The following is an 11825-nucleotide window of genomic DNA, read 5'->3' as shown; positions in this document are numbered from 1 at the left end:
ATGGCCGCACCGACAAGCCCGTCCGCCGCACCCGCGGCGGTGGCGCCCACCGCCAGCCCCGACAACGCACCGCAGCCCCTCACCCCGGACCAGCTGCACACCGCGACGGCGTCGGTCACCGTCGAACCCGCCACCGAGCCGGCGCTGAGCCCGCCGGGCGCACCGCAGACCGCCGCGCAGGCGACGACGGCCGCCGCGTGGCAGTCGACCAAGAAGGTGCTCGCCCTCTGGACGAACAACTCCGACCGCAACGGCTACGCCTACGTCGACGGTGTCGGCTGGAAGCGTCTCGCGACGAACAGCGACAGCGTGCACGAGGCGCTGCTGGCCCTCGCGTCGTCGGGCCGGTTAGCCGGGTCGATCACGTATCCCGAGGCCGCCGACGGGCTGATCCACGAGATCTACCTCTGGTGAAGGTGCTCACGCTCGAAGCCGATGGCGCGGCGGCCGACGTCGCGCCCGGCGAGCGGCTGGAGCTGCGGCTGCCCGAGAACGCGGGCACCGGCTACCAGTGGGTGCTGGACGGTCCGGAGCCGCCGCTGCGGGTGGTCGAGGAGACTCTCCACCCGGCGTCGGACCGGGCCGGCGGCACCGGCGAGCACCGTTTCGTCCTGCACGCGGACGCACCGGGCGAGACGACGCTGGTGGCGCGCCACGCCCGTCCGTGGGAACCGGGGTCCGAGCTGCACCGGTTCCGGCTGACGGTCCGGGTGCGCTAGCCGGCGTCCTGCCAGGGTTCGAAGCTGCGCAACAGCAGCCTGACCTGCGCCGGGTCCCGGATCTCCGCCTCGACGCCGCCCGGCATCGCGATGATCAGGTGGGTGTCGCGCGCCGCGCAGCCGGCCGCCGTCGCGGCCAGGACCGCCGCGCCGCCGCCGTCGACCGCCGTGGCCATCGTCAGGTCCACCACCAGACGGCGGGCCCCGGCGGCGTAAGCGTCTTCGACCGCTTGGTGGTACGCGGGGGCCAGACCGCCGTCGAAGAGTCCGTCGACGGTCAGGATGACCTCGTCTTCCAGGAGAACGCTGCGAAGTGTCATCCTGACCTCCTGCCGACCGGGTTTTTCCCACCGGTCCGGGTTCTTCTCAAAAGGTTACGTCAGGCCCCCGGGCGGGTGCAGGCTGAGAGCGTCACGGCTCGACGTCGAGGAGGACGGACCCATGGGCGACCCGCTGCCCCGGTTTTCTCTTTTGATCAACGGAAAAGCCGTCGGAGCTCGTTCCGGGCGGACGTTCGGGTCACAAAACCCGTACACCGGGCAGTGGTGGGCGGTCGTGCCGGACGGCGGCCCGGAGGACGTCGACGACGCGGTCGCGGCGGCCCGCGCGGCGCTCGACGGCGAGTGGGGCGCGACCACCGGATTCGCCCGCGCCGCCCTGCTGCGCCGGCTCGGCGACCTCATCGGCGAGCACGCCGAGCGGCTCGCGCGGCTGGAGGTCGCCGACTCCGGCAAGCTCTACCGCGAGATGATCGGCCAGCTCACCGGGCTCGGCGGCTGGTACCACTACTTCGCGGGCCTCGCCGACAAGATCGAGGGCCGCCAGATCCCGGCCCCGAACCCGGACTACCTCGTCTACACCCGCCGCGAGCCGGCCGGCGTCGTCGCGGCCATCACCCCGTGGAACTCGCCGCTGCTGCTGCTCACCTGGAAGCTCGCGCCCGCGCTGGCCGCCGGGTGCACGGTGGTGGTGAAGCCGTCCGAGCACTCGCCCGTCTCGACGCTCGGGCTGGCCGAGCTGATCACCGAAGCGGGGTTCCCGCCCGGCGTCGTCAACGTCGTCACCGGGCTCTCCCGCGAGACGGGCGCGGCGCTGGCCGGGCACCCGGGCGTCGACAAGGTCGCGTTCACCGGGTCGACCGCCACCGGCCGCGCGGTCGCGGTGGCGGCCGCCGAAAACCTGAACAAGGTGACGCTGGAGCTGGGCGGCAAGTCGCCGCAGGTGGTGTTCCCCGACGCCGACCTCGCCGCGGCGGCCAACGGCGTCGTCGCCGGCGTGTTCGCCGCGACCGGCCAGACGTGCATGGCCGGGTCACGGCTGATCGTGCACGCCGACGTCCACGACGAGCTGGTTCGCCTGATCGCCGAGCGCGCCGCGGCGATCCGGCTCGGCGACCCGAACGACCCGGACACCGAGATGGGCCCGGTCGCGAACGCGCCGCAGTACGAGAAGGTGCTGCACTACCTGGAGACGGCGAAGGCCGAAGGCGCGACGGTCGTCTGCGGCGGCGAGGCGGAATCGGCGCTGGGCGGGCTGTTCGTGCGCCCGACCGTACTGACCGGGGTGACACCGGAGTCGACGGTCGTGCGCGAGGAGGTTTTCGGCCCGGTGCTGGCGGCGCTGACGTTCACGGACGAGGCCGAGGCGATCCGCCTGGCCAACGACACGCCGTACGGCCTGGCCGGTGCGGTGTGGACGAAGGACGTGCACCGCGCCCACCGCGTCGCGGCGAAGCTCAAGGCCGGGACGGTGTGGATCAACGCCTACCGGGTCGTGGCGCCGTCGGTGCCGTTCGGCGGGGTGAAGAACTCCGGCCTGGGACGGGAGAACGGCGTCCACGCGATGGACGAGTACCTGGTGGACAAGGCGGTGTGGGTCGAGCTGACCGGCGGCACGCGGGATCCGTTCACCTTGGGGTGAAGGCGCGCCTGAACACTGAAGGATTTCCCTTTCCCCACTTAAAGGTATAGCCGACCCCGGGGCTTGCGGCAAGACCCCGGTGCGGGTCCACAATCCGGGCTCACCTTTTTCGGCGAGGGGATTCCTTCATGCGTGTGCTGCTGTCCACGATCGGTTCGCGGGGCGAAGTGCAGCCGGTGCTGGCGCTGGCCTCGGAGCTGAGAGCGCTCGGGCAGGACGTCCGCCTGTGCGTGCCGCCCGATTTCCGGGACTGGCTCGAAGAACTGGGCTTCGACGTCGTGCCGATCGGTCCCGAGCTGCGCACGACGGCGTCGGCGCACCGAGACAAGCCGACGCCCGAACAGATCCGGAAGTCCACCGAGGACACCGTCGTGACCCAGTTCGAGACGATCGCCGTCGCCGCCGAAGGGTGCGACGTCCTGGTCGCCGGCGGTGCCCTGCAGTTCGCCACCCGCTCGATCGCCGAACGGTCGGGCGCCGCCTACGTCTACGCGAGCTTCTGCCCCATCACCTTGCCGTCCGATCTGCACGCGCCGCCGCCGATGCCATGGCGGACGCCCGGAAAGGCGGAAAACCGCGCCCTTTGGGACGAGGACGCGCAGCGCTGGAACGCCTTTTTCGGCGGCAAGGTGAACGAATACCGGGCGGCGGCCGGGCAATCCCCGGTCGACGATCTGCCGAGCCACGTGTTCGGCGACCGGCCGTGGCTCGCTGCCGACGCCGCGCTGGCGCCGTGGCCCGAGCCGGGCGACCCGCGGGTCGTCCAGACGGGAGCCTGGATCTGGCCGGACGAGCGGCCGCTGCCGGATGAACTGCTCGAGTTCCTCGACGCGGGCGAGCCGCCGGTGTACTTCGGATTCGGCAGCATGCGCGCACCGGCCGAGGTCGCCGGGGCCGCGCTCGCGGCGGCGCGGGCGCACGGCCGCCGGGCGGTCGTCGCCCGCGGGTGGGCCGACCTCGTCGCCGACGGCGCACCGGACTGCCTCGGGATCGGCGAAATCAACCAACAGGCCCTGTTCAAGCGCGTCGCGGCCGTCGTCCACCACGGCGGCGCGGGCACGACGACGACGGCGGCCCGCGCGGGCGCCGCGCAGGTGGTCGTGCCGCAGATGTACGACCAGCACTACTTCGCCGGCCGGGTCCGCGACCTGGGTCTCGGTGCGGCGACCGAGCCGGGCGTGCCGACGGCCGAAGCGCTGACCTCGGCGCTCGAAGCGGCCTTGCGACCCGAGGTGGCGACGCGGGCGCGGGAGTTCTCGGGCCAGGTGCGCGCGGACGGCGCGAGCGTCGCGGCGCGCCACCTGCTGGCGACGGTGCCGCTCGCGTCCGCCTGAGCCGAGCTATTCGGCCGTTTTGGGCAGGTACGGCCGGAGGGTCGCCGCGGTGACGCGGTCGAGGATCCGGTCGGGCAGGACGCGGATGAGGCGCGTCAGGAGGGCGGCGTCGCGGCCGATCGTGTAGCGGGTCCGCGGTCGCCGCGCGGTGGCGGCCTCCGCGACGATCGATCCGGCCTTGTCCGCAGGCAGGCCCGCCCGGGTGAACCGCAGCGAATGGGCGACGACGGCTTGGACGAGCCCGCCGTACCGCCGCTGGTGTTCGGGGGTCATCTTCTCGGCGAGGCCGGTGGCGGTGGCGGCGCCGCGGTCGCCCATCTCGGTCCGGACGGCGCCGGGCTCGACGACCACGACCTGCACGCCGTGCGGGGCGAGTTCGCGGCGGAGCGAGTCGCTGACCGCTTCGAGCGCGAACTTCGTCCCCGCGTAGGGCCCGTAGGTGGCCATCGCGACCTTCCCGCCGACCGAGCTGATGTTCACGATCCGGCCGCGGCTGCGGTGGAGGAACGGCAGCAACGCCTGCGTGACGGCGATGTGCCCGAACAGGTTGACGTCGAAGAGCCGCCGCCACTCGTCCAGGGGAAGGGCCTCGACGGGGGCGTTGACCGAGATGCCCGCGTTGTTGACGAGGGCGCGCAGCGGGCGGCGGTCCGGGTCGGCGGCGATGCGCTCGGCGAGGTCCTCGACGTGCTCGGGTCGCGTGATGTCGAGGATCACCGGCTCGACGCCGTCGGCCCGGATCGCGGCCGCGTCGGTTTCGCGGCGGACGCCGGCGAGGACGTGGTAGCCGCGGGCAGCCAGCTCGCGGGCCGTGGCGGCACCCAGGCCGGTCGAGGCGCCGGTGACGACCATGATCTCGATCTGATGTGACACTGTCATATGAACTACTATCCGCATCTCATGTGACACTGTCAACTATGCTCACGCCATGGTGACGCGAGCCGAAGCCGCCGCTGCGACCCGGAGCGCCCTCGTCCGGGCCGCGTCCGAACTGCTCGACGAGGGCGGTCCCGACGCGGTGACGCTCCGCGCGGTGGGGGCCCGGGCCGGCGTCTCCCGCGGCGCGCCCTACGGGCACTTCGAGGACAAGCAGCACCTGCTGACCGCACTCGCCATCGACGCCTGGAACTCGGTGGCGGACGAGGTCGAACAGCTGCGCGCCGACCTCGACGCCACCGCGAGCGCCCGGCTCGAGCGCGGCCTGCTGACGCTCATCGGGGTCGGCCGCCGGCAGCCTCACCTGTACGCGCTGATGTTCAGCACCCCGGTCGGCGGCGACCCGGAGGCCGCCGCGGCCGCGACTCGCGTGGAGAACGAGTTCCTCATCCTCGTCGCCGACCTGGTCGGCGAGTCCGACGCACGCCGTTACGGCGCGCTGCTGATGTCGAGCGCGCACGGGATCGCCGGGCTGGAGCTCAGCGGTCACCTGGCGAAGGAGAAGTGGACGGTCGACGGTGACCAGGTCGTGCGCCTGCTGGTCGACGCCGTCCGGTCCGGCGTTTCCGGCTGATCACCCTTTTCGACTCAGTTCATAGAACTCTTCGAGCACGGCACGGGCTTCGTCGGTGTCGGGAACCGCTGCGTCCCAACGGATCTGGTCGGCGTCGACGGCGATGTCGAAGCCGAAGAAGGGACAGCACGCCTTCTCGCGCGCGGCGAGGTCGCGGATCCAGTCCTCGACACCGGGCTCCGCGCGGAAGCGGAACCGGATGCCGATCTCGGTCCGCTCCCGCGCGACGAGGGCCTGCGCGAACAGCCGGCGGTACTCGGCCAGCCGCTCACCGGGGGTGTCGCGGGCGGTGGACATGTCGCAGGCGATCGGGGTCGAGGCGGGCGGAACCTGCATGACGCGCTCCTTGTCGTCCGGATGATCGGAGCCTAGAGTCTGGACCTGACTCCAGAGTCAAGGGAGATGCGACATGAAGATCGGCGAGGTGGCCCGCGCGGCCGAGGTCAGCGTGGACACGGTCCGCTTCTACGAGCGCCGCGGCGTGTTGCCGGCGGCGGAGCGCCGCCCGTCGGGCTACCGGGTGTTCCCGCCGTCGGCGGCCGACCGGATCCGCTCGGCGAAGGCGTTGCAGGACTTGGGTTTCACGCTCGACGAGGTGGTGGACGCCCTGCACGCGCACGACACGGGCGACGCGACGTGCGCCTCTGAGCGCTGGCGCCTGGAGGCGGTCGTGGCCCGGCTGGACGAGCGGATAGCGCAGTTGCAGCGCGTCCGCCGAAACGCGGCGGACTCCCTGGCGGACTGCCGGGCCGGCTGCTGCCGCCTGACCGGTGACGGGCAGCTCGCGTGACTCACCGACGCCGGCGCACCACCGGCTTGTCCCCTGGCCGCCCTTCCACGCCTCGATGTGGATCTCCGTCACGACGTGGCCGCCGGGGACGGGCTCCCAGTGGTCCACCGCGTGGAAGTCGGTGCAGAAGCTGAGGCGGAACTGCAGCCGATAGTCGTCGCCGTGCAAGCTCCAGCGGTCCCCGTGCCGGAAGCCGGCCTCGGCGGCCTTGGCGAGAAGCACTCTCCGCACCTCCTCCTCACTACCCGGGCGGAGAGTCTGGACGCACAGCCCGGGGTCGAAGGCAACGACGTTGTAGCGTCTGTGCGATTCGTAGACCACTTCACCGTCGCGGGCGCCGATCCGGTCGGCGAGTTCGGAAAACCCGCGAATGCGGCGGCGAGCCGTCCAGTCGCGGCTTACCCCCCGGTGCCGTCTCCCACTCGACGCCCGTCCACCGCGCCGACCGCCGTGCAGAGTTCCGGGACCACCGTCTCGATGTCTTCGCGCAGCACGAACGCGGCGTTCTCGTCGTACGGGGTGGGCTGCCGGTTGACGATCACCAGCGTCGCACCGGCTCGCACGGCCACCGTGCACAGCGACGCGGCCGGCTCCACCTGCAGCGAGCTGCCGATGGCCAGGAAGACCTCGCTCGCCGCGGCGACGTGGCGCGCGCGGCCGAGGACGTCGCCGTCCAGTGTCTGTCCGAAGAGGACGACGTCGAGCTTGAGGATCCCGCCGCACTCCGGACAACGCGGGTCGTCCTCGCCGCGGTCCAGCACTTCGGTGGTCGGGAGCCGCACCGGGCAGGCGGTGCACCGCGTGGTGTGCATGGTGCCGTGCAGTTCGAGGACCTTCCGCGCGGCGAGGCCGGCCTTCTGGTGCAGGCCGTCGACGTTCTGGGTGAGCACGCGCACGCCGGCACCGTCACGATCCAGGCCGGCGAGGGCGCGGTGGGCCGCGTTCGGCTCGGCGGTCCAGGCCGCGTGCCCGGCGTAGCTGCGCCAGAACTCCCGGCGCACCCCGGCGTCGGCCATGAAGTTCTCCAGCGTGAAGGCGTTCACGGCGCTCGGCGAGCGCGTCCAGACCCCGTCCGGCCCGCGGTAGTCGGGAATGCCGGAAGCGGTGGAGATCCCCGCGCCGGTCAGCACGCCGATCAGCCGGGCGCCGCGGATCCGGTCGATGAGCTTCATACGCCGGAGGTTAACGACCAGCCCGCGGTGAGACGACCGGATTTTCCCTCGCCATCAGTCCTTCCGCAGCTGCAACGCCAGCGCGGGGCATGCGGCCGCCGCGCGCCGGGCCTCCCCCACCGACCCGGGCGGTAGCGGACCCGAAGCCACCACGGGGTAGCCCCACTCGTCCAGCCGCACCGACTCCGGCAGCAGGTCCGCGCACAACCCGTGCGCCCGGCACCCGATCGGGTCCACCGTCACCTTCACGCCACACGCTCCAGGATCCGGCACCGGCCACCGGCCGCGTGCGCCGCCACGTCGGCGCCGAACACCCGCAACGCACTCGTCGCGAGCCGTGCCGCGCCGTCCGGGTGCGCGCACGCCCCTCGGCCGGACAGCAGCGGCAGACGGCGGGCCAGCCGGGACGTCGAAGGACCGCCGCGCAGCAGTTCCGCGAAGTCCGCCGCGATCGCCGGCAGGCCGAACATGCACGGCCCGCACTGCCGGGCCGACTCCGCCGCCAGGAACGCCAGCACCTTCGCCGTGTACTCGAGCCCGCACGCCCGGGCCGGAAGCGCGTACACCGACGAGATCCCGGACAATCCGCGCGTCAGATCCGACGTCCACCGGCCGCCGTAGCCGCCGACCAGCACCGCCTGAACCGGCTCGGTCTCGCCGCCCGCCGTGGCCAGGATCGCCGCCAGGGACACACCGGGCGCCGTCTCCACGACGCCGGGCCGCCGGACCGCACCGGTCACCGTGACCAGGTCGGCCCGGGACGCGCGGTAGTGCTGCGGGCCGAGAAGGATCACCAAAGCCAGCTGCGCCAGCGTTTCGACGTTGTCCACGAGCGTCGGCCGGCCGCGCACCCCGCGTTCGTCCGGCCGCGGCGACTTGCCGAGCGGCCGGGCGTCCCCCGACGTCAGGTGGTGGACGAGCGCGGTCTCCTCGCCGGCGACGTACCGGCGCGGGATCTCCTCGACGCGCACCGGCACACGGTCGTCGCGTTCGGCGAGCGCCGCGAAGACGCTCGGCAGCACCGGGCTGCCCGCGTGCACGCAGAGAACGGCTTCCCCGGCGCCGATGGCGTGCGCGGCGAGTTGCAGGCCGTCGAGCACCAGGTGCGGGGACAGCGTCAGCAACGCGGCGTCCTTGTGGCTGAGCGGGTCGCCTTCACACCCGTTCGCGACGACGACCGAGCGCGGTTTTCGGGCGGCGCGCAGCTTGACCGCGGTCGGGAAGCCCGCGCCGCCGCGGCCGCGCAAGTCCGCCGCGGCGGCGGCTTCGACCAGCCGGTCGCGGCCGTCGTCGCCGTGGTAGGCGATCCACGGCACGACGCCGTTGCGGCGCCGGTGGCCGGCCAGGTCGAGGCGGTGGGGCGGCAGGATGGTCATCGGGTGCCTCCGAGCGGCGAGAGCTTGCGGGTCGCGGTGTCGGCGTCCTGGCGGGTCGCCCGGAAGGTGGCGGCGCCGAGCACGGCCAGCACGCACAGCACGTCGAGGGCGACGATCCAGCCGTACGCGGAGTCGTCCTCGGCCATGCCGAAGCCGTGCACCAGCGCGACCGGCCAGCAGAGGTAGGCCAGCCAGTGGACCGCGCGCCAGGCCCGCGGCGGAATGCGCGTGCGCAACAGGCTGGTGACGACGATCGCGAGCAGCAGGTCGATCGCGACGGCGCCGAAGCCGACCCAGAGCGGCCGGTAGGCCGAACCGAACGGGACGACGACGTCGAGCCAGCTCAGCGAGACGTAGCCGTCGAGGATCGCCGACGCGATGTGCGCGACGAGGAACGCGAGGCTGGCCAGCGCGAGGTTCCGGTGCAGGGCGGCGACGGTGAACCGCGGCCACGCCGGCGTCGCGAACCGGCCGGCGCCGAGCGCGCCGAGGACGACGACGCCGGTGAAGAGCACGAGCGACACCAGGCCGGTCGCGCGGCTGAAGTACCAGACGGCGGAGCTCATGCGGCTTGCCTTTCCGCGGGCCAGCCCGGCGTCGTGACGACGTCGCCGGCTTCGGAGGTGAGCCGCGCGGGCAGCCGTCTATCTGCCAGCCAGCCCGGCGCCTCCGCCCCGAGGACGATGGCCGCGGTGCTCGCGATGTTGGCGTCCACAGTGGACCTCGCGACGACGGTGACGGTACGCCACAGTGGTTTCGCGACATCCCCGGTGCGCGGGTCGACGATGTGGTGCACGGTGCGCCCGGCGTGGCGCCAGCGTCGCCGGGTGGTCCCGGAGGTGGCCAAGCCGCCGGCGTCGAGGGCGACGCTCGCGTCTGGGCGGGTGACGGCATCGGCGTGGTCATCGCCGAGCGCGACCTGCCAGCCACCGGCGGGTTCCGGACCGGCGACGCGGAGGTCACCACCGAGGTTGACGAGAACGCCGCACCCGAGCGCGGCGTGGATCCGGCTCGCGGCCCGATCGGCGGCGAGGGCTTTCGCGGTGGCGCCGAGGTCGAGCTGGACGCCGCGCGGGAGGACGACCAGGCGGAGGGCGGGGTCGAAGAGAACCCGGTGCCAGCCCGGCGCGGGAGCCGGGTCGGCCGCGGTGGCGGCGGTGCGGTCGACCGGGCGGCCCGAGCTGCGCCGGTGAAATGTCTTGAATGACTCATTCAGGTCTTCGGATGTCCTGAATGACTCATTCAAGACCGAACCGCCGCCCAGCCGAGCCGAGCCGGCACCGGTCTCGGCCGCGGAACCAACCGCGCCACCCGCGACCAGCGCGAAATCCCGGTCGTACCCGAGCGCCCGGACCGCGGAACCGACCGTCGGATCCACCAGCCCGCCGGTCAACCGAGCCGCGCGCAACGCCGCCCCCAAAGCCTCCGCCAGCAACGCCCCCACCCGCACCTGCCGTCCGGCCTGCTCGTGCAGCCGCGAAATCTCCGAATCCACCCGGAACCGGCTGCACGCGAGGTCGATCGCTTCGATCTCCTCGCGCAAGAGCGCAGCCGCCGAGGCAAGCCGCGAAGGGTCGGTGACCACCACCGAAACCGTCGTGCCCAGCGCGCGGAACGCCCTCGCCGCCGTCGTCACGACGCGCCCGAGCCCGTGTGCGCGCTGCCCGAGCCGGAGCTCACGCCGCTGTCCGAAGACCGGAGCTGGTCCTGGGTGCCGACGGAGCTACCCGAGTCGGTGCTGGTCTGCGTGGTGTCCGACGCCGTCGAAAGGCCGAAGCCGATCGCGCCGGCGGCGGCCGCGCCCAGCGCCGCCACCGTCGCCGTGACCAGGGCGGCCTTGCGCCGGCCGTGCCGGCGGCGGGCCGCTCCGCCTGTCGTGGTGGGTTCCATGGGACCGAGTCTCGGCGCCGTTCCTTTGAACGACCTGGGAGCGACCTGTCAAGTCCCTGGCTGTCCACAGTGGACACCTACCTTAGGAGGTTGACACCGGAAAGCGATTAACCCACTCTTTTCGTTGTCCGCCGGAGGTTTCCTGGTGTTCACGAACCGGACCACGACACGCCCACGATCCGGCCCCGTGGAGTGGGCATCATGAGGCGCCCGCACCCGCCACCGTTGGAGGACCCATGATCCGCAAGCGGATCTTCGCCGCGTTCGCCGCCGCCACCTTGGTCACCGCCGGTGTCGTCACCGCGGTCGTCGTCACCGGAACGGACGAGCCCGCGGTACAGCCGGCCGCGTCGACCGTGCCGGCGTTCGACCACATCGTCCTCGTGATGTTCGAGAACAAGAAGTACTCCTCGATCAACGGCAGCTCCAGCGCTCCTTACTTCAACACCCTCGCGTCGCAGAGCGCGAAGTTCACCAACTCCTTCGCGATCACCCATCCGAGCCAGCCCAACTACGTCGCCCTCTTCTCGGGCGCGACGCAGGGCGTCACCGACGACTCCTGCCCTGCCAACCTCGGCGCGAAGGCCAACCTCGGCCAGCAGCTGATCGGCGCCGGCAAGACCTTCAAGGGCTACTCCGAGGCCATGCCTTCGGACGGCTACACCGGCTGCTCCAGCGGCACCTACCGCCGCAAGCACAACAGCTGGGTCGACTTCTCGAACGTCCCGGCCGCGAGCAACGTCCGCTACTCGAGCTTCCCCACCGACTTCACGCAGTTGCCGACCGTCGCCTTCGTGACGCCCGACATGTGCAACGACATGCACGACTGCTCGGTCGGCACCGGCGACACCTGGCTCAAGAACCACCTCGACGCGTACGCCCAGTGGGCCAAGACGCACAACAGCCTGCTGATCACCACCTTCGACGAGGACAGCGGCACGTCGGTCAACCAGATCTTCACCAGCTTCACCGGCGCGCACGTCGTCCCGGGCAGCTACGGCGAGTCGATCAACCACTACACCGTGCTGCGCACGATCGAGGCGTCCCACGGCCTGCCGGGTATCGGCGGCGCCGCGAGCAAGTCGCCGATCCTCGACGTCTGGCAGTAACCCGC

At 72.3% G+C, this 11825-nt stretch carries 16 protein-coding genes; 7 read left to right on the top strand and 9 right to left on the bottom strand.

Annotated elements, in window-relative coordinates; all coding sequences use genetic code 11:
* Nucleotides 1-414, top strand: coding sequence for a hypothetical protein (locus AB0M59_RS21005; protein ID WP_364617321.1), 414 nt, complete (start codon nucleotides 1-3; stop codon nucleotides 412-414).
* Complete coding sequence (locus AB0M59_RS21000) at nucleotides 411-719, top strand: protease inhibitor I42 family protein (RefSeq protein ID WP_364617319.1); 309 nt, start codon at nucleotides 411-413, stop codon at nucleotides 717-719. The genes AB0M59_RS21005 and AB0M59_RS21000 overlap by 4 nt, the downstream gene beginning before the upstream one ends.
* On the opposite strand, the gene AB0M59_RS20995 is transcribed toward AB0M59_RS21000, so the two are convergent.
* A complete protein-coding gene (locus AB0M59_RS20995) occupies nucleotides 716-1039 on the bottom strand; it encodes an STAS domain-containing protein (RefSeq protein ID WP_364617317.1) in 324 nt (107 codons plus the stop codon). The genes AB0M59_RS21000 and AB0M59_RS20995 overlap by 4 nt on opposite strands.
* A gap of 121 nt (nucleotides 1040-1160) precedes the next feature.
* Between AB0M59_RS20995 and AB0M59_RS20990 the strand changes: the two genes are divergently transcribed.
* Both AB0M59_RS20990 and AB0M59_RS20985 read left to right on the top strand, forming a co-directional pair.
* Nucleotides 1161-2639 carry an aldehyde dehydrogenase gene (locus tag AB0M59_RS20990; RefSeq protein ID WP_364617315.1) on the top strand — a complete coding sequence of 493 codons (1479 nt, stop codon included), beginning with the start codon at nucleotides 1161-1163 and terminating at the stop codon, nucleotides 2637-2639.
* Between the two features lie 128 nt (nucleotides 2640-2767).
* Nucleotides 2768-3973 (top strand): glycosyltransferase, encoded by a 1206-nt coding sequence (locus tag AB0M59_RS20985; protein WP_364617313.1) that lies wholly within the window; start codon nucleotides 2768-2770, stop codon nucleotides 3971-3973.
* A 6-nt stretch (nucleotides 3974-3979) separates the two neighbouring features.
* Here AB0M59_RS20985 and AB0M59_RS20980 read toward each other — a convergent pair whose 3' ends face one another.
* Nucleotides 3980-4852, bottom strand: a complete 873-nt coding sequence (locus AB0M59_RS20980; protein ID WP_364617311.1) for an SDR family oxidoreductase — start codon at nucleotides 4850-4852, stop codon at nucleotides 3980-3982.
* Between the two features lie 49 nt (nucleotides 4853-4901).
* Here AB0M59_RS20980 and AB0M59_RS20975 point away from each other — a divergent pair, with 49 nt between their 5' ends.
* On the top strand, nucleotides 4902-5483 hold the full coding sequence (locus AB0M59_RS20975) for a TetR/AcrR family transcriptional regulator (protein ID WP_364617309.1): 582 nt from the start codon (nucleotides 4902-4904) through the stop codon (nucleotides 5481-5483).
* Here the strand turns inward: AB0M59_RS20975 and AB0M59_RS20970 are convergent, their stop codons facing one another.
* Nucleotides 5484-5819 (bottom strand): hypothetical protein, encoded by a 336-nt coding sequence (locus AB0M59_RS20970; RefSeq protein ID WP_364617307.1) that lies wholly within the window; start codon nucleotides 5817-5819, stop codon nucleotides 5484-5486.
* A gap of 73 nt (nucleotides 5820-5892) precedes the next feature.
* Here AB0M59_RS20970 and AB0M59_RS20965 point away from each other — a divergent pair, with 73 nt between their 5' ends.
* Complete coding sequence (locus AB0M59_RS20965) at nucleotides 5893-6273, top strand: MerR family transcriptional regulator (RefSeq protein WP_364617305.1); 381 nt, start codon at nucleotides 5893-5895, stop codon at nucleotides 6271-6273.
* 398 nt (nucleotides 6274-6671) lie between these two features.
* Here AB0M59_RS20965 and AB0M59_RS20960 read toward each other — a convergent pair whose 3' ends face one another.
* Genes AB0M59_RS20960 through AB0M59_RS20935 form a run of 6 tightly spaced genes read right to left on the bottom strand, consistent with a single transcriptional unit; the run spans nucleotide 6672 to nucleotide 10711 of the window.
* Entirely contained in the window at nucleotides 6672-7445 is a 774-nt protein-coding gene (locus AB0M59_RS20960; RefSeq protein ID WP_364617303.1) for a Sir2 family NAD-dependent protein deacetylase, read from the bottom strand.
* 54 nt (nucleotides 7446-7499) lie between these two features.
* On the bottom strand, nucleotides 7500-7694 hold the full coding sequence (locus tag AB0M59_RS20955; RefSeq protein WP_364617301.1) for a ferredoxin: 195 nt from the start codon (nucleotides 7692-7694) through the stop codon (nucleotides 7500-7502).
* Nucleotides 7691-8821 (bottom strand): NADH-ubiquinone oxidoreductase-F iron-sulfur binding region domain-containing protein, encoded by a 1131-nt coding sequence (locus AB0M59_RS20950; protein WP_364617299.1) that lies wholly within the window; start codon nucleotides 8819-8821, stop codon nucleotides 7691-7693. The genes AB0M59_RS20955 and AB0M59_RS20950 overlap by 4 nt, the downstream gene beginning before the upstream one ends.
* Nucleotides 8818-9387, bottom strand: a complete 570-nt coding sequence (locus AB0M59_RS20945) for a ferric reductase-like transmembrane domain-containing protein (protein WP_364617297.1) — start codon at nucleotides 9385-9387, stop codon at nucleotides 8818-8820. The genes AB0M59_RS20950 and AB0M59_RS20945 overlap by 4 nt, the downstream gene beginning before the upstream one ends.
* Entirely contained in the window at nucleotides 9384-10457 is a 1074-nt protein-coding gene (locus AB0M59_RS20940) for an FAD:protein FMN transferase (RefSeq protein WP_364617295.1), read from the bottom strand. The genes AB0M59_RS20945 and AB0M59_RS20940 overlap by 4 nt, the downstream gene beginning before the upstream one ends.
* Complete coding sequence (locus tag AB0M59_RS20935) at nucleotides 10454-10711, bottom strand: hypothetical protein (RefSeq protein WP_364617293.1); 258 nt, start codon at nucleotides 10709-10711, stop codon at nucleotides 10454-10456. Before AB0M59_RS20935 ends, AB0M59_RS20940 begins: the two co-directional genes overlap by 4 nt.
* Nucleotides 10712-10947: 236 nt before the next feature.
* On the opposite strand from AB0M59_RS20935, the gene AB0M59_RS20930 reads away from it, so the two are divergent.
* Nucleotides 10948-11820 carry an alkaline phosphatase family protein gene (locus AB0M59_RS20930; protein ID WP_364617291.1) on the top strand — a complete coding sequence of 291 codons (873 nt, stop codon included), beginning with the start codon at nucleotides 10948-10950 and terminating at the stop codon, nucleotides 11818-11820.
* Nucleotides 11821-11825: the final 5 nt, after the last annotated feature.

Source organism: Amycolatopsis sp. NPDC051371, assembly GCF_040682155.1.
Lineage (GTDB): Bacteria > Actinomycetota > Actinomycetes > Mycobacteriales > Pseudonocardiaceae > Amycolatopsis.
Note: the sequence above shows the minus strand (reverse complement) of the source record. Positions and strands in the feature narration are given on the sequence as shown.

Coding starts and splice junctions, on each gene's coding strand:
- AB0M59_RS21005 (WP_364617321.1), top strand. CDS start 1: ATGGCCGCACCGACAAGCCCGTCCGCCGCACCCGCGGCGGTGGCGCCC.
- AB0M59_RS20995 (WP_364617317.1), bottom strand. CDS start 1,039: ATGACACTTCGCAGCGTTCTCCTGGAAGACGAGGTCATCCTGACCGTC.
- AB0M59_RS20990 (WP_364617315.1), top strand. CDS start 1,161: ATGGGCGACCCGCTGCCCCGGTTTTCTCTTTTGATCAACGGAAAAGCC.
- AB0M59_RS20985 (WP_364617313.1), top strand. CDS start 2,768: ATGCGTGTGCTGCTGTCCACGATCGGTTCGCGGGGCGAAGTGCAGCCG.
- AB0M59_RS20980 (WP_364617311.1), bottom strand. CDS start 4,852: ATGACAGTGTCACATCAGATCGAGATCATGGTCGTCACCGGCGCCTCG.
- AB0M59_RS20975 (WP_364617309.1), top strand. CDS start 4,902: ATGGTGACGCGAGCCGAAGCCGCCGCTGCGACCCGGAGCGCCCTCGTC.
- AB0M59_RS20970 (WP_364617307.1), bottom strand. CDS start 5,819: ATGCAGGTTCCGCCCGCCTCGACCCCGATCGCCTGCGACATGTCCACC.
- AB0M59_RS20965 (WP_364617305.1), top strand. CDS start 5,893: ATGAAGATCGGCGAGGTGGCCCGCGCGGCCGAGGTCAGCGTGGACACG.
- AB0M59_RS20960 (WP_364617303.1), bottom strand. CDS start 7,445: ATGAAGCTCATCGACCGGATCCGCGGCGCCCGGCTGATCGGCGTGCTG.
- AB0M59_RS20950 (WP_364617299.1), bottom strand. CDS start 8,821: ATGACCATCCTGCCGCCCCACCGCCTCGACCTGGCCGGCCACCGGCGC.
- AB0M59_RS20945 (WP_364617297.1), bottom strand. CDS start 9,387: ATGAGCTCCGCCGTCTGGTACTTCAGCCGCGCGACCGGCCTGGTGTCG.
- AB0M59_RS20935 (WP_364617293.1), bottom strand. CDS start 10,711: ATGGAACCCACCACGACAGGCGGAGCGGCCCGCCGCCGGCACGGCCGG.
- AB0M59_RS20930 (WP_364617291.1), top strand. CDS start 10,948: ATGATCCGCAAGCGGATCTTCGCCGCGTTCGCCGCCGCCACCTTGGTC.